The sequence below is a fragment of the Streptomyces sp. NPDC048507 genome (assembly GCF_043199995.1).
Classification (GTDB): domain Bacteria; phylum Actinomycetota; class Actinomycetes; order Streptomycetales; family Streptomycetaceae; genus Streptomyces.
The window spans coordinates 633,181-657,335 of sequence record NZ_JBICWZ010000003.1 but is presented as its reverse complement, the minus strand read 5'-3'; the positions used below and the strand labels follow the sequence as shown (position 1 = coordinate 657,335).

At 73.9% G+C, this 24,155-nt stretch carries 23 protein-coding genes; 16 read left to right on the top strand and 7 right to left on the bottom strand.

Annotated features, from left to right (window positions below; translation table 11 throughout):
- Positions 1–17 precede the first annotated feature (17 nt).
- The gene (locus ACGFXC_RS12105) at positions 18–620 is read right to left on the bottom strand and encodes a hypothetical protein (RefSeq protein WP_393711975.1); all 603 of its coding nucleotides are present in this window, start codon (positions 618–620) and stop codon (positions 18–20) included.
- 225 nt (positions 621–845) lie between these two features.
- On the opposite strand from ACGFXC_RS12105, the gene purN reads away from it, so the two are divergent.
- Positions 846–1,469: a phosphoribosylglycinamide formyltransferase gene (gene purN, locus ACGFXC_RS12100; protein ID WP_393711973.1), complete on the top strand. Its 624-nt coding sequence runs from the start codon at positions 846–848 to the stop codon at positions 1,467–1,469.
- Positions 1,466–3,061, top strand: a complete 1,596-nt coding sequence (gene purH / locus ACGFXC_RS12095; RefSeq protein WP_393711971.1) for a bifunctional phosphoribosylaminoimidazolecarboxamide formyltransferase/IMP cyclohydrolase — start codon at positions 1,466–1,468, stop codon at positions 3,059–3,061. The genes purN and purH overlap by 4 nt, the downstream gene beginning before the upstream one ends.
- A 96-nt stretch (positions 3,062–3,157) precedes the next feature.
- Here the strand turns inward: purH and ACGFXC_RS12090 are convergent, their stop codons facing one another.
- The gene (locus ACGFXC_RS12090; RefSeq protein ID WP_393711969.1) at positions 3,158–3,898 is read right to left on the bottom strand and encodes an RDD family protein; all 741 of its coding nucleotides are present in this window, start codon (positions 3,896–3,898) and stop codon (positions 3,158–3,160) included.
- Between the two features lie 254 nt (positions 3,899–4,152).
- Here ACGFXC_RS12090 and ACGFXC_RS12085 point away from each other — a divergent pair, with 254 nt between their 5' ends.
- On the top strand, positions 4,153–5,013 hold the full coding sequence (locus tag ACGFXC_RS12085; RefSeq protein ID WP_393711967.1) for a bifunctional methylenetetrahydrofolate dehydrogenase/methenyltetrahydrofolate cyclohydrolase: 861 nt from the start codon (positions 4,153–4,155) through the stop codon (positions 5,011–5,013).
- A complete protein-coding gene (locus ACGFXC_RS12080) occupies positions 5,003–5,566 on the top strand; it encodes a DUF3017 domain-containing protein (RefSeq protein WP_393711965.1) in 564 nt (187 codons plus the stop codon). The genes ACGFXC_RS12085 and ACGFXC_RS12080 overlap by 11 nt, the downstream gene beginning before the upstream one ends.
- Here ACGFXC_RS12080 and ACGFXC_RS12075 read toward each other — a convergent pair.
- Positions 5,553–6,434 (bottom strand): LysR family transcriptional regulator, encoded by an 882-nt coding sequence (locus ACGFXC_RS12075; RefSeq protein ID WP_393711964.1) that lies wholly within the window; start codon positions 6,432–6,434, stop codon positions 5,553–5,555. The genes ACGFXC_RS12080 and ACGFXC_RS12075 overlap by 14 nt on opposite strands.
- A 70-nt stretch (positions 6,435–6,504) precedes the next feature.
- Between ACGFXC_RS12075 and ACGFXC_RS12070 the strand changes: the two genes are divergently transcribed.
- From ACGFXC_RS12070 to ACGFXC_RS12050, 5 genes are all read left to right on the top strand, one after another.
- Entirely contained in the window at positions 6,505–7,125 is a 621-nt protein-coding gene (locus ACGFXC_RS12070; RefSeq protein WP_393711962.1) for a short chain dehydrogenase, read from the top strand.
- Positions 7,126–7,403: 278 nt separating this feature from the next.
- Positions 7,404–8,393, top strand: coding sequence for a malate dehydrogenase (locus ACGFXC_RS12065; RefSeq protein WP_393711960.1), 990 nt, complete (start codon positions 7,404–7,406; stop codon positions 8,391–8,393).
- A 130-nt stretch (positions 8,394–8,523) separates the two neighbouring features.
- Entirely contained in the window at positions 8,524–10,296 is a 1,773-nt protein-coding gene (locus ACGFXC_RS12060) for a hypothetical protein (protein WP_393711958.1), read from the top strand.
- Positions 10,286–10,660, top strand: a complete 375-nt coding sequence (locus tag ACGFXC_RS12055; protein ID WP_393711956.1) for a hypothetical protein — start codon at positions 10,286–10,288, stop codon at positions 10,658–10,660. The genes ACGFXC_RS12060 and ACGFXC_RS12055 overlap by 11 nt, the downstream gene beginning before the upstream one ends.
- Positions 10,661–11,734: 1,074 nt before the next feature.
- The gene (locus ACGFXC_RS12050) at positions 11,735–12,361 is read left to right on the top strand and encodes a hypothetical protein (RefSeq protein ID WP_393711955.1); all 627 of its coding nucleotides are present in this window, start codon (positions 11,735–11,737) and stop codon (positions 12,359–12,361) included.
- 172 nt (positions 12,362–12,533) lie between these two features.
- Here the strand turns inward: ACGFXC_RS12050 and ACGFXC_RS12045 are convergent, their stop codons facing one another.
- The gene (locus ACGFXC_RS12045; protein ID WP_393711953.1) at positions 12,534–13,040 is read right to left on the bottom strand and encodes a carboxymuconolactone decarboxylase family protein; all 507 of its coding nucleotides are present in this window, start codon (positions 13,038–13,040) and stop codon (positions 12,534–12,536) included.
- 46 nt (positions 13,041–13,086) lie between these two features.
- On the opposite strand from ACGFXC_RS12045, the gene ACGFXC_RS12040 reads away from it, so the two are divergent.
- Positions 13,087–14,502 carry a PLP-dependent aminotransferase family protein gene (locus ACGFXC_RS12040; protein ID WP_393711951.1) on the top strand — a complete coding sequence of 472 codons (1,416 nt, stop codon included), beginning with the start codon at positions 13,087–13,089 and terminating at the stop codon, positions 14,500–14,502.
- Positions 14,503–14,530: 28 nt separating this feature from the next.
- Here the strand turns inward: ACGFXC_RS12040 and ACGFXC_RS12035 are convergent, their stop codons facing one another.
- Positions 14,531–15,346: a DMT family transporter gene (locus tag ACGFXC_RS12035; RefSeq protein WP_393712226.1), complete on the bottom strand. Its 816-nt coding sequence runs from the start codon at positions 15,344–15,346 to the stop codon at positions 14,531–14,533.
- Between the two features lie 109 nt (positions 15,347–15,455).
- Here ACGFXC_RS12035 and ACGFXC_RS12030 point away from each other — a divergent pair, with 109 nt between their 5' ends.
- Together ACGFXC_RS12030 and ACGFXC_RS12025 are read left to right on the top strand one after the other, a co-directional pair.
- Positions 15,456–15,782, top strand: coding sequence for a hypothetical protein (locus ACGFXC_RS12030; protein ID WP_393711949.1), 327 nt, complete (start codon positions 15,456–15,458; stop codon positions 15,780–15,782).
- Between the two features lie 5 nt (positions 15,783–15,787).
- A complete protein-coding gene (locus ACGFXC_RS12025; protein ID WP_393711947.1) occupies positions 15,788–16,987 on the top strand; it encodes a glutathionylspermidine synthase family protein in 1,200 nt (399 codons plus the stop codon).
- A 24-nt stretch (positions 16,988–17,011) separates the two neighbouring features.
- Here the strand turns inward: ACGFXC_RS12025 and rocD are convergent, their stop codons facing one another.
- Complete coding sequence (gene rocD / locus ACGFXC_RS12020) at positions 17,012–18,217, bottom strand: ornithine--oxo-acid transaminase (protein WP_393711945.1); 1,206 nt, start codon at positions 18,215–18,217, stop codon at positions 17,012–17,014.
- Positions 18,218–18,451: 234 nt separating this feature from the next.
- Here rocD and glyA point away from each other — a divergent pair, with 234 nt between their 5' ends.
- The 4 genes from glyA to ACGFXC_RS12000 all read left to right on the top strand — a co-directional run bounded on the left by glyA (position 18,452) and on the right by ACGFXC_RS12000 (position 22,819).
- Positions 18,452–19,720, top strand: coding sequence for a serine hydroxymethyltransferase (glyA, locus tag ACGFXC_RS12015; RefSeq protein WP_393711944.1), 1,269 nt, complete (start codon positions 18,452–18,454; stop codon positions 19,718–19,720).
- Positions 19,721–19,924: 204 nt separating this feature from the next.
- Entirely contained in the window at positions 19,925–20,938 is a 1,014-nt protein-coding gene (gene trpS / locus ACGFXC_RS12010) for a tryptophan--tRNA ligase (RefSeq protein WP_393711942.1), read from the top strand.
- 82 nt (positions 20,939–21,020) lie between these two features.
- Positions 21,021–21,617, top strand: coding sequence for a 2'-5' RNA ligase family protein (locus ACGFXC_RS12005; protein WP_393711940.1), 597 nt, complete (start codon positions 21,021–21,023; stop codon positions 21,615–21,617).
- 167 nt (positions 21,618–21,784) lie between these two features.
- Positions 21,785–22,819, top strand: a complete 1,035-nt coding sequence (locus ACGFXC_RS12000; protein WP_393711938.1) for a YihY/virulence factor BrkB family protein — start codon at positions 21,785–21,787, stop codon at positions 22,817–22,819.
- Here ACGFXC_RS12000 and ACGFXC_RS11995 read toward each other — a convergent pair.
- Positions 22,816–24,060, bottom strand: a complete 1,245-nt coding sequence (locus ACGFXC_RS11995) for a D-alanyl-D-alanine carboxypeptidase family protein (protein ID WP_393711936.1) — start codon at positions 24,058–24,060, stop codon at positions 22,816–22,818. The two genes, ACGFXC_RS12000 and ACGFXC_RS11995, sit on opposite strands and share 4 nt — an antisense overlap.
- Positions 24,061–24,155 lie beyond the last annotated feature (95 nt).

Below are 24,155 nucleotides of genomic sequence, written 5' to 3'. Positions count from 1 at the left end.
GGGGCCGCGGGACCGGGTCAGCGCTGGACCTTGAGGATCTCGCCCACGACGTTGTCCGGGAGGAGGTCGTTGCACTGCAGTTCCGCGGTGCGCGTCAGGGCGTCGTCGCGGCAGACGTAGAAGTCCTTGTACGCCAGTTGCAGCGCGTACGAGCTCGCCGCCAGGAGCAGCGCCAGTGCCGCGGCGACCAGGCCGCTGACCGCCGCCGCGCGCTGCGGGCGGGCCGCCGGGCCCAGGGCGGCCAGGCCGCCGGGGCGGGGCGGGGTGTCCGTCGCCGGGTCGGCCTGCGTCGCCGGGCGTCCGCGCAGGGCGCTGACGCCCCAGTACACCGCGAGCGCGCCCAGCAGCAGCCCCATGGACGGGATCCCGAAGATCCCGAAGAAGAACCCCCACATGCCGGACAGCAGCGCGTACCGGGCACGCCGCTGGAGCGGGTCCATCGGGTCCCATCGGGCCGGGCCCTCGGGGCCGCCGGGCTCCGAGGGGCCCTGGCCGGAGCCGCCGCCGTCGTGCGGCCGCTGCGGCTGCCGGGGCTGCCACTGCTGGTCGGGCCGGCCTTCCGGGGGCGCCGCGAAGGGGTTGTCGTCGGTCGAGGGGTCGGGCTGACGGCGGTCCGGCATCGAGTGCGTTACTTCCCCTGTGTCGTGGGCCGGGCGCGCGCCCGGCGTGCGGTGTACGCCTGACGCTACCGCCCACCCGTCCCCCCGTCCCTCGGGGGCGGTCCGGTGTGCCGGTATCGTTGCAGGCGGTCGGTGGCTTCGTATGGTTCCCCGTATATCGGTACCCCGAAGTTTCGTATGACCACACAAGACGAACGACGGCATTCCCGTAAGAAAGGGCCCTCCATGCCCGCCTCCCGCCTGGTCGTGCTGGTCTCCGGCTCCGGCACCAACCTCCAGGCCCTGCTCGACGCCATCGACGCACACCCCGGCGGAGCCGAGGGTTTCGGTGCGCGGGTCGTCGCCGTGGGGGCCGACCGCGAGAACATCGCGGGTCTCGAACGGGCGCGGAAGGCCGGGATCCCCACCTTCGTGTGCCCGGTCAAGGCCTACGGGAGCCGTACGGAATGGGACGAGGCCCTGACCGCGGCCACCGACGCGCACGCGCCGGACCTCGTCGTCTCCGCCGGTTTCATGAAGATCGTCGGCAAGAACTTCGTCGACCGCTTCGGCGGCCGGTTCATCAACACCCACCCCGCCCTCCTCCCGGCCTTCCCCGGCGCGCACGGGGTGCGCGACGCCCTCGCGTACGGGGCGAAGGTCACCGGCTGCACCGTTCACTTCGTGGACAGCGGCGTGGACACCGGGCCGATCATCGCCCAGGGTGTCGTCGAGATCGGGGACGGGGAGGACGAAGCCGCGCTCCATGAGCGCATCAAGGAAGTCGAGCGCCAGCTGCTCGTCGACGTCGTGGGGCGCCTGGCCCGGCACGGCTACCGCATTGAGGGACGAAAGGTAACGATCCAGTGACCGCCGCAGAGACCGTAGCGAGCACCGACCCGACCACCACACAGCGGCCGATCCGGCGTGCGCTCGTCAGCGTCTACGACAAGACGGGACTGGAAGAGCTGGCCCGCGGTCTGCACGGGGCGGGCGTCGCGCTCGTCTCCACCGGGTCCACCGCCTCGAAGATCGCCGCCGCCGGGGTGCCCGTCACCAAGGTCGAGGAGCTGACCGGCTTCCCCGAGTGCCTCGACGGGCGCGTCAAGACCCTGCACCCGCGCGTGCACGCCGGCATCCTCGCCGACCTGCGCCTGGAGGACCACCGCAACCAGCTCGCCGAGCTGGGCGTCGAGCCCTTCGACCTGGTGATCGTCAACCTGTACCCCTTCCTCGCGACCGTCCAGTCGGGCGCCACCCCCGACGAGTGCGTCGAGCAGATCGACATCGGCGGCCCCTCGATGGTCCGGGCCGCCGCCAAGAACCACCCGTCGGTGGCGGTCGTCACCAGCCCCGCCCGCTACGCCGACGTGCTCGCGGCAGCGCAGGGCGGCGGCTTCGACCTGACCGCGCGCAAGCGGCTCGCGGCCGAGGCCTTCCAGCACACCGCCGCCTACGACGTGGCCGTCGCGTCCTGGTTCACGAACGCGTACGCCCCGGAGGCCCCCGAGGCGCCGCTGCCGGAGTTCCTCGCGGGCTCCTGGGAGCGCAAGGCCACGCTGCGCTACGGCGAGAACCCGCACCAGGCCGCCGCGCTCTACACGGACGGCCAGCCGGGCGGGCTCGCCAACGCCGAGCAGCTGCACGGCAAGGAGATGTCCTTCAACAACTACGTGGACACCGAGGCCGCCCGCCGGGCCGCCTACGACCACGACGAGCCGTGCGTCGCGATCATCAAGCACGCCAACCCGTGCGGGATCGCCGTGGACGCCGACATCGCGGCCGCGCACCGCAAGGCGCACGCCTGCGACCCGCTGTCGGCCTTCGGCGGCGTCATCGCCGTCAACCGTCCGGTGACCGTCGAGCTCGCCGAGCAGGTCGCCGAGATCTTCACCGAGGTCATCGCGGCCCCCGCGTACGAGGACGGCGCCGTCGAGGTCCTCGCGAAGAAGAAGAACATCCGCGTCCTGAAGGTGGACGGCACCCCGCACCAGCCGGGCGACCTCAAGCCGATCAGCGGCGGTGTGCTGCTCCAGCAGAGCGACCTCTTCCAGGCCGAGGGCGACGACCCGGCGAACTGGACGCTGGCCACCGGTGACGCGCTGGCGGAGGCCGAGCTGGCCGAGCTGGCCTTCGCGTGGAAGGCCTGCCGGGCCGTCAAGTCCAACGCGATCCTGCTCGCCAAGGACGGCGCCTCCGTCGGCGTCGGCATGGGCCAGGTCAACCGGGTGGACTCGGCGAAGCTGGCCGTCGAGCGGGCCGGCGCCGAGCGCGCGCAGGGCTCGTACGCGGCCTCCGACGCCTTCTTCCCCTTCCCCGACGGGCTGGAGATCCTCACCGCGGCGGGCATCAAGGCCGTGGTCCAGCCGGGCGGTTCGGTCCGCGACGAGCTGGTGGTCGAGGCGGCGCGCAAGGCCGGGGTGACGATGTACTTCACCGGCACCCGCCACTTCTTCCACTGACGGACCCGTCACAGGCCGAAGGCCGCGCCCCGGATGGGGGCGCGGCCTTCGGGCGTTCGAGCGGTGAACGCGGGAACCCGTGGGAACGGGGGACGGTTACTTCGTCTTGACGACGAGGGTGCCGGCGGCGCGGTCGTGCCAGCCCTGGAGCTTGCCCGAGTTGTCGAAGAACGGGGACAGGTAGACCAGGACGGCGCCGATGTAGCAGAGGAAGGCGCCGACGATCGGGATGATCCAGCGGATGAAGCCGCCGCCCAGACCCGGGTTCTGGCCGGTGTTCTCCTTGACGACCTTCAGGCTGAGCGCCATCTTGCCGAGGGTCGCGCCGACGAAGGCGATCATCAGCCACTCGTAGAGCAGGGTGATCAGGAAGAACAGCAGCATCATGCCGAGGAAGGTCATGATGATGCCGCCGGCGGCCGCGTTCGCGTCGTCGAGGCAGGACGAGTACGCCGGGGACAGCGGGTCCATGCCGGAGCAGTCGTCGATGGACTTCGAGGCGCCGAAGACGCCCGCGAGGCCGACCGCGCTGAAGATCGCGTACAGGATGCCGATGGCGACGCCGTCGATGAGGCGCGCGCCGAGCCGGCGGCCCATCGTGGCGACCTGCACGGTGCCCAGGCCGGCGACGTTGATGAAGCCGTTGTTCGCCTGGAGCGTGCCAGGCGCCTGGGGCGGCACCGCACCGTACGGCGGCTGGCCCTGCTGCGGGTATCCGTAGCCGCCCTGCGGCGGGACGCCCTGCGGGGCCTGCTGGGGGTATCCGTAGCCGGGCTGGCCCTGCGGGGCCGGCGGCTGCTGCTGCCCGTACGGGTTGTTCGGGTCGCCGAAGCTCATCTGGGTCTTTCCTCCGTGAAGTGCGGGGACGCACGGCACGCACGGAGGACTTCGGCTTTCTGCGGTACGCCCCCCGGCACTGCCCGCGGCACTCATTGCGATCGTGTTGCCGACCGTCATCGTGGTGGGCCCGTACGGGCCTTGTCCAGCCAGTTGCGAGGCTGGGGCGGACTTGTTGTGCAAGTGCAATGAAGTGGACCGTCCGGTTTCCGCCCGACTGGAACCGGGACCGCTCCATCCGGGAGGATGGCCGCATGACCGCCCAGATTCTCGATGGCAAGGCCACCGCAGCCGCGATCAAGTCCGAACTGACCGTCCGAGTGGCGGCGCTGAAGGCCCGGGGCATCACTCCGGGCCTCGGCACCCTGCTGGTCGGCGACGATCCCGGCAGCCGCTGGTACGTCAACGGCAAGCACAAGGACTGCGCCGAGGTCGGCATCGCCTCCCTCCAGCGCGAACTGCCCGCGACGGCCTCCCAGGAGGACATCGAGGCGGTCGTGCGGGAGCTGAACGCCAACCCGGACTGCACCGGATACATCGTCCAACTCCCGCTCCCCAAGGGCATCGACACCAACCGGGTCCTCGAACTGATGGATCCGGCCAAGGACGCCGACGGCCTGCACCCCATGTCGCTCGGCCGGCTGGTGCTGAACGAGCCGGGCCCGCTGCCCTGCACCCCGTACGGCATCGTCGAGCTGCTGCGCCACCACGGGGTCGAGATCAACGGGGCGCACGTCGTGGTCCTCGGACGCGGCATCACCGTCGGCCGGTCCATCGGGCTGCTGCTGACCCGCAAGACCGAGAACGCGACGGTCACCCTGTGCCACACCGGTACGCGCGACCTCTCCGGGCTGCTGCGCCAGGCGGACATCGTCGTGGCGGCGGCGGGGGTCGCCCACCTGGTGAAGCCGCAGGACGTGAAGCCGGGCGCGGCCGTGCTCGACGTCGGCGTCAGCCGCGACGAGAACGGGAAGATCGTCGGGGACGTGCACCCGGGCGTCGCCGAGGTGGCGGGCTGGATCTCGCCGAACCCGGGCGGTGTCGGCCCGATGACGCGCGCACAGCTGCTGGTGAACGTCGTCGAGGCGGCGGAGCGGATTCCCAGTGCGGGCTGAGCACGACGGGGCCGGTGCGGCCGGGCCGTCGGGGGAGTCGCCCGACGGCCCGGCCGCCGCACGGCGGGAGGCCGCGCCCGAGCCCGCGCCCGCGCCCAAGCCCGCGTCCGGGCCGGAGGCCGTCGCCGCGGGGACCGGGGACGGCGCCGGTGTGCCGCCCGGGGCCGCGCGCTCGCGCCGCTTCCCCTCCGTCACCGAGGGCACCGTACGCCCCGAGGGCGGCGGCCGCGCCGTGTCCGGGGCGGTGTCCGCGCCCGCCCGTCAGTGGCCGATGCTCAGCGTCCTCGCCGCCACCGCGGCCGGGCTGCTGTCCACGGCGACGAGCCACCCCCGGTTCGGCTGCCTGCTGATCGGCGTCGCCCTGCTCGCGGCCGCCGTGCTGCGCCGCGTCCTGCCCTCGGTGGGCATGCTCGCGGTGCGCTCCCGGTTCACGGACATGGTCACGTACGGGGTGCTCGGCGTGGCCATCACGCTGCTCGCGCTGGTCATGGAGCCCAAGCCGTGGCTGGAGATCCCCTTCCTGGAGACCGCGGTCCGCTTCACCGTCCGGTGAGCACCGCGAGCGCCGCCGCGATGGCCGGCCGCTCCTGCGTACCCGCCCGGACCAGCGCCTCCAGGGTCCGCCCCCGGCCCGGCAGTTCCACCACCGCCGTGCCGGGCGGCGGCGCGTCGCACAGCAGTCCGGGCAGGATCGACACGGCCCGCCCGGTCCCGACCAGCCACAGCCCGGCCCGCAGGTCCGCACACTCGTGCGCGATGCGCGGGGTGAACCCGGCGTTGCGGCAGGCGTGCAGCAGCATCTCCCGGCAGCTGCTCGGGGCGGGGGCCGAGAGCCAGTCGGCGTCCCGAAGCGCCGCCAGGCCCTCCCGCCGGTAGGCCGGGAGCAGCGCCTCGGGCAGGGCCAGGCAGAGCGGGTCGTCGAAGAGCGGGACGGCGCTGGTGCCGGGCGCGGGCGGGGCGCCGAGCAGCGGGTACGCGTACGTCACCGCCAGGTCCAGGCGGCGCCCGCGCAGCTGCGGGACGGCCTCCTCCGGGTCGGCCTGGACGATGCGCGGACGCAGCCCCGGGTGGCGTACGGCGAGGGTGGCGACGAGCGGCGCGGCCACCGTTGCCAGCGCGCTCGGGGCGCAGCCGACGAGCAGTTCCCCGACCGGTCCGGTGTCCAGGGCGCGGACCGCCCCCTCGGCGCGTTCCAGCGCGGCGAGCACCGGTTCGCAGGCGGCGGCCAGGGCGGCTCCGGCGGGGGTGAGCCGCAGGCCGCGGCCCTCCCGTTCGACGAGGACGGCGCCCGCCTCGGCCTCCAGGGCGCGCAGCTGCTGGGAGACGGCGGAGGGGGTGACGCCGTGCAGGTCGGCGACCACGGTCACCTTTCCGTGGGCCGCCAGGTCCCGCAGGATGACCATCCGCTTCACATCAAGCATGAGTTCATCTTAATGATGGCTGTAGCTGAGGTAGCTGGACTTCACATTGAGTGGGCGCGATGCTCGTTCCATGACTCCTCCGAAGGTCTCCAAGGTCCTCCTCGTCGGCGCCGGCGGCACCCTCGGCCGTGCGGTGCACACCGCGCTGCGCGAGCGCGGCCACCAGGTGGTCACCGCCTCCCGCAAGGACGCCGACATCCGCGTCGACATCACCGATCCCGACTCCGTACGGGCGATGTACGACGCGGCGGGCGCCGTCGACGCGGTGGCCTGCGCGGCCGGCAGCGTCCCGTGGCGCCCGCTCGGCGAGCTGACCACCTCCGACGTCCGCGCCGGGCTGGAGGGCAAGGCCGTCAGCCAGATCGAGCTGGTCCGCCAGGGCGCCCCCCGGCTGCCCGCGCACGCCTCGTACACCCTGATCACCGGCATCCTGACCCGCGAGCCGCTGCTCACCGGTTCGGTGGCCTCCCTCGTCAACGGCGCGGTGGAGGCCTTCGTACGGGCCGCCGCCATCGAACTCCCCGGCCGTCAGCGGATCAACGCGGTCAGCCCGACCGTCTTCACCGAGTCCATGGACGTGTACGGAGAGGTCTTCGCGGGCTTCGACCCCGTGCCGGTCGCCCGCGCGGCGAACGCCTACGTGAAGTCGGTCGAGGGCCACCGGACGGGAGAGGTCTTCCGGGTGGAGTAGCCGTCCGGGGCCGCGGGCGCGGGTCCGCGGGGCCCCGGGGCCTTCGATCCCGGGGGTCCGTGTGCCACGGACCACACGGACCCGGGGATTGCCGGCCCCGCGGGTCGGATAGCCTGACCGCGGATGTCTCTTCACGTCAAGATTCGCCAGGACAGGGGAGCGGCGTCCACCCAGAACGTGGGCCCGGAACACGGGGCCCAGCACCTGGGGCCCGGCACTCGGGGCCCAGGCACATGGGGCAGGGACGCCCCACCGCCAGCTGTCTAACGGAGAAGGCCATGACCCGCACTCCCGTGAATGTCACCGTGACCGGCGCCGCCGGCCAGATCGGCTACGCGCTGCTCTTCCGCATCGCCTCCGGCCACCTGCTCGGCGCGGACGTGCCGGTCAGGCTCCGCCTCCTGGAGATCCCGCAGGGCATGAAGGCCGCCGAGGGCACCGCCATGGAGCTCGACGACTGCGCCTTCCCGCTGCTCGCCGGCATCGACATCTTCGACGACCCGAACCAGGGCTTCGAGGGCGCCAACGTCGCGCTGCTCGTGGGCGCCCGCCCGCGCACCAAGGGCATGGAGCGCGGCGACCTGCTCTCCGCCAACGGCGGCATCTTCAAGCCGCAGGGCAAGGCCATCAACGACCACGCCGCGGACGACATCAAGGTCCTCGTCGTCGGCAACCCGGCCAACACCAACGCGCTCATCGCGCAGGCCGCCGCCCCGGACGTACCGGCCGAGCGCTTCACCGCGATGACCCGCCTGGACCACAACCGCGCGATCTCGCAGCTGGCCGCCAAGACCGGCGCCGCCGTCTCCGACATCAAGCGCCTCACCATCTGGGGCAACCACTCGGCGACCCAGTACCCGGACATCTTCCACGCGGAGATCGCGGGCAAGAACGCCGCCGAGGTCGTGAGCGACGAGCTGTGGCTGGCCGACACCTTCATCCCGACCGTCGCCAAGCGCGGCGCCGCGATCATCGAGGCCCGTGGCGCGTCCTCGGCCGCCTCGGCCGCCAACGCCGCCATCGACCACGTGCACACCTGGGTCAACGGCACCGCCGCGGGCGACTGGACCTCGATGGGCATCCCGTCGGACGGCTCCTACGGCGTCCCGGAGGGCATCATCTCCTCCTTCCCCGTCACCACCAAGGACGGCAAGTACGAGATCGTCCAGGGCCTGGACATCAACGAGTTCTCCCGCACGCGCATCGACGCGTCCGTGGCGGAGCTCGTCGAGGAGCGCGACGCGGTGCGCGAGCTCGGCCTGATCTGATCGGCTCCGACCGGATCCGGTCCGGTCGTCCGACCAGTACGCACGCCCCAGCGCCCCGGCCAAACCAGGCCGGGGCGCTTTGGCGCGTTTGGACCTGTCGGCCGGTGGGGGCGGAAAATAAGGTCGGCCGGTGACCGCCCCCCTGATTCCCCCTCAGCCCGACCGCGGACCGCGGGACGGTGCGCGGGCCAGCCGCCCGCCGGCGCACCCCGCGGTCAGCGAGGCCGGCCGGCTCCTGTGCGCGGGAACCTATCTCGACGCGGCGTACCGCGACCGGGTGATCGACGAACTGTTCGTGCACGAGGAGCGGATCGCCGCCCCCTCCTACGGGTTCGACGCGTCCCGCGTCCTCGCCCACGCCCTGCGCGCCCGCCGCATCGAACTCGCCTGGGCCGGCGGCGTCCTCGGGGCCTGGTTCGTCGGCTCGCTGCTGACCGGCGGCCTGCTCGCCCTGCTGCTGTTCCCGTTCCTGCTGCTGAGCCTCGCCCGGTGGCTGCGCGCCCGGGGCAACGGGCTCCTGCGCTTCCTGTCCCTGCTGGTCCGCATCTACGCGTGGTGGTCGTTCGCCGCCGTCATGGTGGCCGTCTGGGCGGTCCTCTACGGCTCGGCGGCCAACGCCCTTTCCTTCCTCTTCCCCGGCGTCGGCCTCCTCTTCTCCCCCGGCGGCGGCACGTACGGCGACGATCCGTACGGCTACCCGGCGCACGACGCCGGGCCGCCCGCCGCCGTGTGGCTGGCGCCCCTCGTCTTCGCGGCCGTCGTCACCGTCGTCGCGCTCCAGCGCGGACACGCCGCCCGCATCGTGGCCACCGAGCTCTCCCCGGCCCGCTACGCCGACCCGGCGCGGGACCCGGCCGAGGCCGCGCCGGGCCGCCGGCACGTCCGCGTCCGCGACCGCATCCGGGCCGAGCAGCACGCCCCGCTCGTCCTGTACGACGTCAACAGCCCCTTCACCGGGGCCGGGGAGGCGTTCCGGCCCTGGCAGCTGTCCGTCGAACTGCGCCCGCGTGAGGACCTCGGGCCCGGCCGCACGCCGCAGCCGCTGAGCAACGCCCACATGGTGGGGCGCATCGTGCCGCTGCTGGAGGCCCTGCGCGTGCCGTCCCCGCACGGCTCCCCGCAGGCCGAGGCGGCCGTCCTGGACCGGCTGCGCGAGCTGGTCGTCGACGAGTGCGTCTTCCTCCCGGCCGGCGGCCTGCCCCACCGGGACGCCGCCCCGCTCACCGCGCGGGGCTTCGCCGAGCACCGCGACGGCGCGTTGGAGGAGGGCGGCGAGCGGCGCAGGCACTTCCTGCGCGTGCGGGTCGGCGGCTGGGACGAGAACCTCGTCGTCAGCGTCTTCGTGCGGGTCCACACCCAGGGCGGCATGCTGATGCTGGAGGTCGCCCCACACGTGCTGCTCCCCGTACGGGGGCACTTCCAGCGGGCCGACGCGGACGCCCACCGGCTGCTGCACACCGACTGGTTCGGTACGGCCGCCGGGGCGCTCGCCGCCACCCCGCGCTCCTTCACGGGCGCGGTCGCCACCCTCGGCCGGGGCGCCGCCAGCTGGTGGCGGATCGCCACCGGCGGCCACGGCGGGGCCCGCCCCGAGGGGCCGGGGCTCTCGGTGCGGGAGATCGCCGCCCAGGACGAGGGCTCGCTCTTCCACCTCATGGACCTGGACCGGTACCTGAAAACCATTCAGGACCGGGTCGTCGGCGGGGTTACCGTCGCCCTGCACGAAGCGGGGTGGCACACGGAGGAGTTCGCGCGGCGAGCGGTGCACGTCGCGGAGGGCGGCGTGTTCATCCAGTCGGTGAACGACAGCGCGTTCAGCGTCGGCGGCACCGGCCATCACAACACCGTCGGCGGCGGCGGCGGTCGCGGCAGCGGCAGGAGGAGGAGCAGGGATGGCGACTGACGGCGAGGAACCCCGGGTCCGCGTGGACCGGGTCAGCGGCAGCGCGTTCAGCATCGGGGGCTCCGGACACACCAACACCGTCCACCACCACGGCGGTACGGGGACCCCGGCGCCGGGCGCGGCGGAGCTGCTGGAGGCGGTGCTCGACCTGCGCGCGGCGCTGGTGCGGCTGCCGCGCGGCGAGGACCGGTCGGCGCTCGACGCCGAGCTCGACGGGGCCGCCGGGGAGCTGGAGGGGGCCGCGGAGATCCGGCCCGGGCTGCCCGCGCGGTTGCGCGGGGCGCTGGAACGGTGGGCTCCGCTGGTGGAGTCGGTGAGCGCGGCGACTGCCCTGGCCGGGCTGCTCGCGTCGCTGGGGGGCTGACCGGTGGCCCCGTCGGACGACGCCCAGGGCGCCCCCTGGTGGAACGCGGAGCTCCAGCGCTGGGACCGGGGCCCCCGCCCGTCCCCGGACGGCCAGCCGCCAAACCCCGACGCCCCGGACACCCCGGGCACCCCGGCCGCGCCGGGCACCCCGACCGCCCCGGCTGCGCCGACCACTCCGGCTGTGCGGGCCGCGCCGACCACCCCGGCTGTGCCGACCAGTCCGGATGCGCCGGGCACGCCGGGCACCCCGACCACTCCGGTCACTCCGGCTGTGCCGGGCACGCCGATCACGCCGGCCGTGCCGGGTACCCCGACCACCCCGGCTGTGCCGGGCACTCCGGCTGCGCCAGCTAGTGCGGCTGTGCCGGGCACGCCGACTACCCCGGCTGTGCCGGTTACGCCGGTTACCCCGGCTGCGCCGACCAGTCCGGCTATGCCGACCAGTCCGGCTATGCCGACCAGTCCGGCTGCGCCGACCAGTCCGGCTGCGCCGACCAGTCCGGCTGCGCCGACCACCCCGGCTGTGCCGGGCACGCTGGCCGCGCCGGGTACCCCGACCACCCCGGCTGTGCCGCGCACTCCGGCGGCGCCGGCCAGTGTGGCTGCGCCGGGTACGCCGTCCACCCTGGCCGCGGCGACCACCCCGGTCATCCCGGCTGTGCCGGGCACGCCGACTACCCCGGCTACCCCGGCTACCCCGGCTGTGCCGGGCACGCCGACTACCCCGGCTGTGCCGGGCACGCCGTTTATGCCGGCCAGTCCGACCTCCCCGGCGGTGCCGGCCGTGCCGGGCGCGGTCGGGGTGTCGGGGGACCGTGGTGCGCCCGGGCCTGCCGTGCCGCCGGAGGGCCGGGGCCCGGACGCGGCGGGGCCCTTCGGGGGGCCGGACGGTCCGGTGGTGCCGGGGTGGTGGGAGGGGCCCGCCCGGACCGGGCCCCTGGCGCCGTTGCCCCCGGGGCCGCCCGGGTACGTGGCGTGGGACGCGTCGCCGCCCGCGCCCCCGTACCCGTACGCGCGCCCCCCGGAGGGGACCGGCGAGCGGGGGGCCGGGCCGTGGCGGACCCCACTGCTGGTGGGCGTCCTGGCGGCGGTCGTGGCCGGCTCCGCGGTGGCGGCGTGGATGCTGCTGGGCGGCCGGGACGCGCCCCCGGCGGACGCGGGCCCGCCCCCGACGACGGCCCCTTCGCGGGAGCCGACCGCGCAGCCGACGGACCCCGGCAGTCCCGGCGCCACCGCGTCGCCGAGCCCGTCCGCCGGGACCGGCTACACCGTGGTGCGCGACGGGAGCGGCGGTTTCTCCGTGGCCGTCCCCGACGGCTGGCAGCCCAGCCGGGACGAGACCGGCAGCGGTTCCTTCTACCGGCCGCCCGGCGACCGCAGCGCCCTGCTGCAGATCTTCCGGGTCGGCGAGGACGCGGGTACGGGTGCCTGCGAGCTGCTGCGGCTGTCCTCGCGGAGCCTGGACGACGCCACGCCCGCCTACCGGCAGGTTTCCCTGGAGCCGGTCGCGGGCGAGGGGTGCGAGCTGGTCTACGAGTACGACAGCGCCGAGTCGCACGGCCGCCGCCGGGGTGTGGAACGGATCGTCGTCACGCCGGACGGCGGCCGGTGGGCCCTGCTCGCGGCCGGTCCGGCCGCCGACGCGGCGACGACGCGCGCGCACCTGACGGCGGCACTGGACTCCTTCCAGCCGCGCTGACCCCGGCCGCCCCGCCGTCCGGCGCCCCGTCCCACCGGGCCCGGCCGCGCTCCCGCAGCGCTGAGCCGGGTCGCCGGCCGGGCTCCGCCGGGGCCGGCCGGGGCCACCCGGGCTTCCGCCGGGCTGGGCCGGCCCCGCCGGGCCCCGCTCGGGCTCCGCCGGTTGCGGCGGATCAGGCGGTCTTGTACATGCCCGGGGTGTAGTGGCCCGGGGTCAGGCGGGTGGTGACGGCGATCCGGTTCCAGACGTTGATCGTCGTGATCACGGCGATCAGCTGGGCCAGTTCCTCGTCCCCGAAGTGCCCGGCGGCCTTCGCGTACACCGCGTCGGGCACGAAGCCGTCGGTCAGGACGGTGACGGCCTCGGTCAGCTCGACGGCCGCGAGCTCCTTCTCCGTGTAGAAGTGCCGCGACTCCTGCCAGGCGCTGAGCTGCACGATCCGCTCGACGCTCTCGCCCTGCGCGAGGGCGTCCTTCGTGTGCATGTCCAGACAGAACGCGCAGTGGTTGATCTGCGAGGCACGGATCTTGACCAGCTCGACCAGCGCCGGGTCCAGGCCCTTGACCGCGGCCGCCTCCATGGCGACGACGGCCTTGTAGAACTGCGGGGACAGCTTGGCCAGCTGGAGGCGCGGGGCGTGCTCGGCGGCGAGTTCGGTGGTCTTCGTGTCGTTGGTCATGTGTTCACCGTACGGAGGACACGGCCCGCGGATATGGTCCATATCCATGACGGGATCTTGGGCCACTTTCGGGGCCGACCTGCATCTGGACGTCTCCGCCGCCGTCCGCGGCGGCCGCGGACTGCGGGCCGCCCTGACGGAGGCGCTGCGCGAGGCGGCCCGCAGCGGGCGGCTGGCTCCGGGGACCCGGCTCCCCTCGTCGCGGTCCTTCGCCGCGGACCTCGGGATCGCCCGGAACACGGTCGCCGAGGCGTACGGGGAACTCGTCGCCGAGGGCTGGCTGACCGCCCGTCAGGGCTCGGGGACCCGGGTCGCCGAGCGGGCCCGGCCGCGCCGGGCGCCGGGCGCGGCGCCGGTGCACCGGCCGGCCCGGCGGGGGCCCGCGTACAGCCTGGTCCCCGGCTCCCCGGACCTCGGCTCCTTCCCGCGCACGGCCTGGCTGGCGGCGGCCCGGCGGGCGGTCACCGACGCCCCCAACGACGCGTTCGGCTACACCACCGACCTGCGCGGCCGGGTGGAGCTGCGCGAGGCCCTCGCCGGCTATCTGGCGCGGGCCCGGGGGGTCTACGCCGACCCGGACCGGATCGTGCTGTGCGGCGGCTTCGCGCACGGGCTCACGCTGCTCGCCCGCACGCTGCGGGCGCGCCGGGTCCGGGAGGTGGCGGTGGAGGGGTACAGCCTGGACATCCACCGCGGCCTGCTCACCGGTGAGGGGCTGCGCACCCGGCCGCTGTGGGTGGACGGGGACGGCGCCCGCACCACCGCTCTGCCCGGCCTGGGCCTCCGTACCGGCGCGGTGCTGCTGACCCCCGCGCACCAGTTCCCGACCGGCGCGGCCCTCACCCCCGAGCGGCGGGCGGCGGCGGTGGACTGGGCGCGGACCGCGGGCGGCCTGATCATCGAGGACGACTACGACGGGGAGTTCCGCTACGACCGGCAGACCGTCGGCGCGCTCCAGGGGCTCGACCCGGACCGGGTGGTGTACATCGGCACGGCGAGCAAGTCCCTCGCCCCCGGGCTGCGGATGGGCTGGATGGTGGTGCCGCCGGACCTGCTGGAGGAGGTCCTCGCGGTACGGGCGTGGGCCGTCGGCACCTCCAGCGCGCTGGACCAGCTGACGCTGGCGCAGTTCCTCACCTCCGGGGCCTACGACCGCCACGTGCGCGGCATGCGGCTGCGCTACCGGCGCCGCCGCGACGAGCTGGTCGCGGCGGTGGCGGGGAAGGTGCCCGTCTCCGGCATCGCGGCCGGGCTGCACGCCGTGCTGGACCTGCCGCCGGGTACGGAGCGGGCCCTCGTACGGGCCGCCGCCTGGCAGGACCTGGCGCTGGAGGGCCTGGTCCGCTACCACCATCCGGACTCGGCGATGCCGCCCCGCGAGGCCCTGGTCGTCGGCTACGGAACCCCCTCCGACAGCGCCTGGACCCCCACCCTGGAAGCCCTCCGCGCGGTCCTCCCCTGAGCTCCGGCCCGGGGGCCGCAGAGGCGGCCTACGCCTCCGGTTCGCCGAAGCGGGACAGGGCCAGCGCCCCCGCGACGGCGACCGCGAAGCCGAGGACCGCCAGCCAGGTGAGGCCCTCGCGGGTGCGGTCGCCGAGCCAGGCCACGCCCACCACCGCCGGGCCGATCGTCTCGCCCAGGACCAGTCCGGCCGTCGCGGCGGTGACGGAGCCGCGCTGGAGGGCCGAGGTCAGCAGCAGGAAGCCGGCGGCCCCGCCCAGCAGCAGCGCGTACAGCGCCGGGTTGCGCAGTTCCCGCCAGGTCAGGGAATCGACGAGCCGTACGGCCACCTCCACCACCCCGAAGCCCGTTCCCGCCGCGAGCCCGAGCACCAGCGCCCGCGAGCGGTCCGGCAGCCGCCCCGCCACCGTGCCCACCAGCAGCACCAGCCCCGCCACCGCCAGCAGCCCCAGTTTCAGGGCGAGCGAGCCCGTTCCGGTGCCCTCCTCACCGGAGGCCAGCCCGAGCATCACCAGCCCCGCGCACACCACCCCCACCGCGCCCCACTCCAGCCGCGAGAGCCGCACCCGCAGCAGCCGCGCCGCGACCACCGCCGTCACCGCGAGGCTGGCCGCCAGCGCCGCGCCCACCGCGTAGATCGGGACGTGCCGCAGGGCGATGATCTGGAGCACGAAGCCGACCGCGTCCAGCCCCAGACCGGCCAGATACCGCCACTGCCGCAGCGCCCGCAGGAACAGCGCGGCGTCGACCCCCGAGCCGGTGCCCGGCTCCGCAGCCCGCGCCGCCACGGCCTGAAGGACCGACGCCGTACCGAAGCAGACGGCCGCACCCAGCGCGCAAAGCATCCCAATCAGCACGAACCGACTGTAGGCCCCCGGCCGTCCGTCCACCCGTGACAAGGGTGTGACGACGGCCGGATTCCATCCCCCCGCGCCCGGCCCTAGTCTGTCGGCCATGGACAGCAGTACGACCGGTACGACCACCAGCACCCCCGCCACCCGGCGCCGCATGCGTTCCGGCGCGGTCGCCCTCGGCGGCATGGGCCTGCTCGCCGCCACCCTCGTGGCGTGCGGCAGCAGCGACGAGCCGGACAAGCGCTGCGCCTCGCGTTCCTCCCTGGAGCACCTGAACATGAAGGACTGCAAGAGCGGCGGCCACGGCTCCTACTACTACGGGGGCTCCGTCAGCAACGGCAAGGTGAGCGGCGGCAGCTTCGACAAGTCCGCGGTCACCCGCGGCGGCATCGGCGGCGGCAGCCACTCCGGCACCTCCGGCGGCTGAGCCGGATGCGGCGGCACACCATCGAACCCCGCCCCGACTGGCAGAAGACCGTCGAGGAGCAGGGACTGATCTACCCCCTCACGCGCTACCCCGACGACACCCTGCGCCCCTACTGGGACGAGAGCGCGTACTACTCCTTCACGCTGCCGGAGGTCGAGGCGCTGGAGGGGGTCGTCGAGGAGCTGCACGCCATGTGCCTGGCCGCCGCGGCCCACATCGTCGAGCGGGACCGCTTCGCCGACCTCGGCATCACCGATCCGAAGCTGGCCGCGCTGATCGCCGAGTCCTGGCGCCGGCGCGCCGAACAGCCTTCCCTCTACGGCCGTTTCGACCTCTGCTACGACGGCCGCGGCCCGGCCAAGATGCTGGAGTACAACGCCGACACCCCCACCTCCCTGGTGGAGGCGGCGAGCCCGCAGTGGTTCTGGATGGAGGATCGTTTCCCCGGCGCCGACCAGTGGAACTCCCTGCACGAGCGGCTCGTCGAGGCCTGGCGCCGGCAGGCGGAACTGCTGCCCCCCGGCCCGCTGCACTTCGCGCACTCCGAGACGGACGAGCTCGGCGAGGACCTGATGACGGTGGCCTACCTCCAGGAGACCGCCGAACAGGCCGGCCTGGACACGCACGCCCTCTCCGTCGAGCAGATCGGCTGGGACAGCCTCTCGGGCCGGTTCGTGGACGACAAGCTCCGCTTCATCCGCGGCTGCTTCAAGCTCTACCCCTGGGAGTGGCTGGCCGAGGACGCCTTCGGCCCCCAGGTCCTCGGTACCTACGACCACGGCGGCGGCTCCGGCACCACCGCGTGGATCGAGCCGCTGTGGAAGATGCTGCTGGCCAACAAGGCGCTGCTGGCGATCCTGTGGGAGCTCTTCCCGGAGCACCCGAACCTGCTGCCCGCCTACCTCGACGGCCCGCGCGAGCTCGGCGCACCGGGCTCGCGGGGCTACGCGGCCAAGCCGCTGCTCGGCCGCGAGGGCGCCGGGGTCACCCTGCACGGGCCGGACGGGGACGGGGCGCCCTTCGTGCCGGCCGAGGGGGAGACGTACGTCTTCCAGGAGCTCGCCCCGCTGCCCGACTTCGACGGCAACCGCGTCGTGCTGGGCGCGTGGGTGGTCGAGGAGGAGGCCGCGGGGCTGGGCATCAGGGAATCGGCGGGGCCGGTCACGGACGAGTACGCCCGCTTCCTGCCCCACGTCATCCTCTGATCCGGGTCGGCCGGCCGGGACCGGTCAGCCGGCCAGGACCGACCGCAGCCGGTCCAGGCCCCAGTCCAGGTCCTCCTTGCTGATCACCAGCGGCGGGGCGATCCGGATCGTCGACCCGTGGGTGTCCTTCACCAGCACCCCGAGCTCCATCAGCTTCTCGGAGATCTCCCGGCCGGTGCCGCGGGACGGGTCGATGTCCACGCCCGCCCACAGCCCGCGCCCGCGCACGGCGGTCACCGCGCCGCCGCCGACCATCAGGTTCAGCTCCCGGTGCAGGTGGTCGCCCAGCTCGGCGGCGCGCTGCTGGTACTCGCCCGAGCGCAGCATCGCGATCACCTCCAGCGCGACGGCGCAGGCCAGCGGGTTGCCGCCGAAGGTGGAGCCGTGCTCGCCCGGCCGGAACACCCCGAGCACGTCCCGGTCGGCGACCACGGCGGAGACGGGGACGACGCCGCCGCCCAGGGCCTTGCCCAGGACGTACACGTCGGGGACGACCCCCTCGTGCTCGCAGGCGAAGGTGGCGCCGGTGCGGCCCAGGCCGGACTGGATCTCGTCCGCGACGAAGAGCACGTTCCGCTCGCGCGTCAGTTCCCGTACGCCGGCCAGGTATCCGGCGGGCGGCACCAGCACCCCGGCCTCGCCCTGGATGGGCTCCAGCAGCACGGCCACGGTGTTCTCGGTGACGGCGCGGGAGAGCGCGGCGAGGTCCCCGTACGGGACGATCTCGAAGCCGGGCGTGTAGGGCCCGAAGTGGTCCCGGGCGTCGGGGTCCGTGGAGAAGGACACGATGGTGGTGGTGCGGCCGTGGAAGTTGTCGGCGGCGACGACGATCTTGGCCTGCCCGTCCGGCACGCCCTTGACCTCGTACCCCCACTTGCGGGCCGTCTTCACGGCCGTCTCGACCGCCTCCGCGCCCGTGTTCATGGGCAGCACCATCTCCTTGCCGCACAGCTCGGCGAGCTGCGCGCAGAAGTCCGCGAAGCGGTCGTGGTGGAAGGCGCGGGAGGTGAGGGTGACGCGTTCCAGCTGCTCGCGGGCGGCGTCGATCAGACGGCGGTTGCCGTGGCCGAAGTTGAGGGCCGAGTATCCGGCGAGCATGTCCAGGTAGCGGCGGCCCTCCACGTCGGTCATCCACGCGCCCTCCGCCGAACTCACGACGACGGGCAGGGGGTGGTAGTTGTGCGCGCTGTGTGCGTCGGCTGCGCGGAGGGCATCAGCTGTTGTCGACACGGGGTCTCCGATCGTCCGTCTGGCCGGTGACGTGGGTGGCGTCCTTTCTATCGTCGCTCGGATCCCGGACGCAGAAACCTTCTTTCCGGCGCGCCCGCTAGGGTGTCCGGTACGCACGGCGACTGGCGCACGGAGAACGGACTCCGGGGGAGCCGTGCGCGCACGACCGCACACAGGGCCGCTCGCCTGGGCCTCGCGGGGACGAGAGACGACATCGACCCCGGAGGAACCGCCATGAGCGCGAACCACCGTCACCCCGCACTGCTCGCCACCGATCCCGAGCTGGCGTCCTTCGTCGCTGCCGAGGAGGACCTCCAGGCGGCGACCCTGCGGCTGATCCCCAGCGAGAACTACGTCTCGGCCGCCGTGCTGGAGGCCTCGGGCACGGTGCTCCAGAACAAGTACAGCGAGGGCTACCCGGGCCGCCGCTACTACGAGGGCCAGCAGAACGTCGACCGGGTCGAGGCCCTGGCCGTCGAGCGGGCCAAGGGTCTGTTCGGGGTGGACCACGCGAACGTCCAGCCGTACTCCGGCTCCCCGGCCAACCTGGCCGTCTACCTGGCCTTCGCGAAGCCCGGCGACACGGTGATGGGCATGGCCCTGCCGATGGGCGGGCACCTCACGCACGGCTGGGGGGTCTCCGCGACGGGCTCCTGGTTCCGCGGCGTCCAGTACGGCGTCCGCGCCGAGGACGGCCGGATCGACTACGACGCGGTGCGCGAGCTGGCCCTGGCCGAACGCCCGAAGATCATCTTCTGTGGCGGCACGGCCCTGCCGCGGACCATCGACTTCGCCGCCTTCGCCTCGATCGCCGAGGAGGCCGGCTCCGTCCTCGTCGCGGACGTCGCCCACATCGCGGGCCTGATCGCGGGCGGCGCGCACCCGTCCCCGGTGGGTCACGTGGACGTCGTCTCCACGACCACCCACAAGACCCTGCGCGGGCCGCGCGGCGCGATGCTGATGTGCCGGGAGGAGCACGCGAAGGCCATCGACAAGGCGGTCTTCCCCGGCCTCCAGGGCGGTCCCCACAACCAGACGACCGCCGGCATCGCGGTCGCCCTGCACGAGGCGGCGCAGCCGGCGTTCACGGCGTACGCCCACGCGGTCGTCGCCAATGCGAAGGCGCTGGCCGCGGCGCTGCTGGAGCGGGGCTTCGACCTCGTGTCGGGCGGCACGGACAACCACCTGATCCTGATGGACCTCACCTCGCGCGGGGTGCCGGGCAAGATCGCGGCCAAGGCCCTGGACCGGGCGGGCATCGTCGTGAACTACAACACGGTGCCGTTCGACCCGCGCAAGCCCTTCGACCCGTCGGGCATCCGGATCGGCACCCCCTCGCTCACCTCCCGGGGGCTGACCGCCGCGCACATGCCGGCCGTCGCGCAGTGGATCTCCCGCTCGGTGGACGCCGCCGCGAAGGGCGACGAGGGCGCCCTCGCCGCCGTCCGCGCCGAGGTCGCCGACCTGATGGCCGCCTTCCCGGCGCCCGGCCTCCCCCTGTAGGGCGATTCCGGCCGGGGGCTCTGCGCGGGAATCCGCGGAAAGCCCCCGGGAACCCGCGGGAATCGGTCGCTCGGCCGGGGCGGGATCCGGCCGCCCCGCTACCGCCCGGTACCCGTACGGGGTCCGGGCGGTAGCGGGGGCGAGCACCGCGGTTCCGGCCAGCGCGGGGCACGGGCCCGCCCCCGCACCTGAGAGAATGGGGCCATGGCTTCTGACCGTCCTCGCGCGCTCTCCGGCATCCAGCCCACCTCCGGTTCGTTCCACCTCGGGAACTACCTCGGAGCCATCCGCCAGTACGTCGCCCTGCAGGAGACGCACGACGCGTTCTACATGGTGGTCGACCTGCACGCGATCACCATGCCGCAGGATCCCAAGGAGCTGCGCGCGAACACCCGCCTCTCGGCGGCGCAGCTCCTCGCGGCCGGCCTGGACCCCGAGCGCTGCACGCTCTTCATCCAGAGCCACGTCCCGGAGCACGCCCAGCTCGGCTGGGTCATGAACTGCATCACCGGCTTCGGCGAGGCCAGCCGGATGACCCAGTTCAAGGACAAGTCCGCCAAGTCCGGCGCCAACAACGCCACCGTCGGCCTGTTCACGTACCCGATCCTCCAGGTCGCCGACATCCTCCTCTACCAGGCGGACGCCGTCCCGGTCGGCGAGGACCAGCGCCAGCACATCGAGCTGACCCGCGACCTCGCCGAGCGCTTCAACCAGCGCTTCGGTCCGACCTTCACCCTGCCCGCCGCGCACATCGTCAAGGAGGTCGCGAAGATCTACGACCTCCAGGACCCGGCGATCAAGATGTCGAAGTCCGCGTCCTCGCCCAAGGGCCTGATCAACCTCCTCGACGAGCCCAAGGTCACCGAGAAGAAGATCAAGAGCGCGGTCACCGACACCGAGGCCGAGGTCCGCTTCGACGCTGCCGGGAAGCCCGGCGTCAGCAACCTGCTCACGATCTACTCCACCCTCACGGGCGAGAGCGTCCCCGCCCTGGAGGCGAAGTACGAGGGCAAGGGCTACGGCGCGCTGAAGACCGACCTGGCGGGCGTGATGGTCGACTTCGTCACACCCTTCAAGCAGCGGACCCAGGAGTACCTGGACGACCCGGAGACCCTGGACTCCTTGCTGGCCAAGGGCGCGGAGAAGGCCCGGGCGGTCGCCGCCGAGACCCTGGCGCAGGCCTACGACCACCTCGGCTTCCTGCCCGCCAAGCACTGACGGACCGAGGCCCCTGGCGGCGGAGGGGGTGCTGGCGCCACACTGATGCGGCAGCACCCGTACACACACGGAGGAGAGACACGTGGGGACCGTAACGCTCGGCGTTTCGATCGCGGTCCCGGAGCCGTACGGCAGCCACCTCCAGGGGCTGCGCGCAGGCTTCGGGGACGTGGCCGCGCACGGCATCCCCACGCACGTCACCCTCGTACCGCCCACCGAGGTGGAGGCGGACCGGCTGCCCGGGATCCGCGCCCACCTGGCCGAGGTCGCCGGGGCCTTCCGCCCCTTCCCGATGAGGCTGGAGGGGACGGGAACCTTCCGGCCCCTCTCGCCGGTCGTCTTCGTCCGGCTCGTCGAGGGCGCCCCGGACTGCACCCGCCTCCAGGGGCGGGCCCGCGATCCCGAGGGACCGCTCGTGCGCGAGCTGGCGTTCCCGTACCACCCGCACGTGACGGTCGCCCACGGGATCTCCGAGGAGGCGATGGACCGGGCGTACGCCGAGCTCGCCGACTACACCGCCGACTGGCTGTGCGAGGGCTTCGCGCTCTACGAGCAGGGCTCGGACGGCGTCTGGCGCAAGCTCCGCGAGTACCCGTTCGGCACCGGCACGGGCACCGTCCCCGCACCCTCCGCGCCCGCCGCCGACACGGCCGCGGGCACGGCGGGCCGCCGCTCCTGACACAGCGGCCGCAGGGCCCGTACGGCACGGAAGCGGAGCCCGCGCAGGACCAGGGCGTGGAACGGGCGGGCCGTCGGGCGCGCATCGGAAAAAGTCACAAACGACGACCGTAGTCCCAGCAACCGGTAATCCCGGCTATTTCGGGCAGCTCATTTACGGTGACTCCCATGGACTGGCTGACGAAACTCCCGGTGATCGGCCCGCTGGTGTCGGCGGCGATGCGGACCCATGCCTACCGCTCCTACGAGCGCCTCGAACGGGTGCACTGGGCCCGCCTCGCCGCGGCCATCACCTTCATCAGCTTCCTCGCGCTCTTCCCGCTGTTCACGGTCGCCATCGCCGTCGGCGCGGCGCTGCTCAGCGCCGATCAGCTCGACCGCCTCCAGAAGAACCTCGCCGAGCAGGTTCCCGGCATCTCCGACCAGCTCGACCTCGAAGGGCTCGCCGCCAACGCCGGGACCGTCGGCCTCGTCGCGGGCGCCCTGCTGCTCTTCACCGGCATCGGCTGGGTCGGCTCGATGCGGGACTGCCTGCGCGCGGTGTGGGACAAGGACGACGAGGACCAGGGCAACCCCGTCGTCCGCAAGGGCAAGGACGCGCTGGTCCTGCTGGGTCTGGGCGGTGCGGGGCTCGCCTCGGCGGCCGCGTCGATCCTCGGCTCCAGCGCGGTCGGCAAGTTCGGCGACCTCCTCGGCGTCCCCCGGGACGGAGCGGGCGGTGCGCTGCTGCGCGCCGGCGCCTTCCTCGTCGGCGTGATCGCCGCCTTCCTGCTGCTGCTGTACGTCCTGACGCTGCTGCCCGGCGTCGAACCCCCGCGGGCCCGCCTGATCCAGGCCGCGCTGATCGGGGCGGCCGGCTTCGAGCTCCTCAAGCTGCTGCTCAGCGGCTACATGCGGGAGGTGGCGGGCAAGAGCATGTACGGGGCGTTCGGCGTGCCGATCGCCCTGCTGCTGTGGATCAACTTCACGGCGAAGCTGCTGCTGTTCTGCGCCGCCTGGACCGCGACCCGCGACGACGGGAAGGACGGCGACGGCGCGGCCGGCGACGGCGCGCGGGACCCGGACCCGGCATCGGCCCCCGCACCCGCACCGGCCCCGGGAGCGGATCCCGCGCCGGGAGCGGATCCCGCGCCGGGAGCGGACCCCGCGCCGGGAGCGGACCCCGGCCCGGGAGCGGACCCCGGCCCGGACCGCGCCCGCTAGCTCCGCTGCCCGCGGCGGCCGCGCGGCCAGCGGCGGTTGACCACGAACGCCCCGCCCGCCAGGACGGCCAGCGCCCCGCCCGCGATCCCGACCGCCGTGCCGACGCCGCTGCTGCCGGAGTCGTCCCCGCTCGCCGACGCGTCGTTCTCGTGCGACTGCGCGGGCGAGCCGAGGGAGGTCGTGTCGGCGCTCTTCGGCGGCACCAGCTCGCCCACCGGCTTCACCTTCCCGGCCGCCGCGAAGCCCCAGTCGAAGAGCTCGGCGGTCTCCTCGTACACGGAGTTGACCCCTCCGGTGTCCGGGTTCATGACGGTGACCAGCAGTTTCTTGTCACCGCGCTGGGCGGCGCCGGTGAAGGTGGAGCCGGCCATGGTGGTGTTGCCGTTCTTCACCCCGGCGATGCCCTTGTAGGGGCTCAGGCCGCCCGCGCCCGTCATCAGCCGGTTGGTGTTCTGGATCTCGAAGTACTCGCGCGGCTTCCCGGACTCCTGGCGGCCGGGGAACTTCGCCTCCGCCGTCCCGCAGTACTCGCGGAAGTCCTGCTTCTGGAGGCCGGAGCGGGCGATGAGGGTGAGGTCGTACGCGCTCGACACCTGCTCGGGGGCGTCGTAGCCGTCCGGCGAGATCACGTGGGTGTCCAGGGCCTGGAGTTCCTCGGCGTGCGCCTGCATGTCCCGGACGGTCTTGTCGATGCCGCCGTTCATGGCCGAAAGTACGTGCACGGCGTCGTTCCCGGAGCGCAGGAACACCCCCAGCCACAGGTCGTGGACGGAGTACTCCATGTCCTCCTTGACCCCCACGAGGCTGCTGCCCGCGCCGACGTCGGACATCTCCTGTTCGGAGACCCGGTGCACCTGGTCCTTGGGCAGGCTCGGCAGCACGGTGTCCGCGAAGAGCATCTTCATGGTGGAGGCGGGGGGCAGCCGCCAGTGGGCGTTGTGCGAGGCGAGCACCTCGCCCGTCTCGGCGTCCGCCACGATCCACGACCGGCCGGTGAGGTTCGCGGGCAGGGCCGGGGCACCGGGCAGCAGGTTGACCTGGGTGCCCGGCTGGCCGAGCGAGGCCCCGCCGACGGTGGACATGGAGGCGGGCGGCGCGGGGGCGGCCGGAGCCTTCGGCGGCTGCCCCTTCCCGTCCGCCGCGGGGGGCGGCGTCGGCGCGGCGTGCGCGGGCGACACGAGCACCGCTGGGACCAGCAGCGCGGCGGAAAGGACCGTCAGCGCGGTCTTTTTGGCAGACACGCAGGTGAACGTACATCCCGATGGGCTGTCCGCCCTCCCGGACCGGCCATCCGTGGAGAACCACCGCCGGTACGGCCCACCCCGGCGCGTCCGTC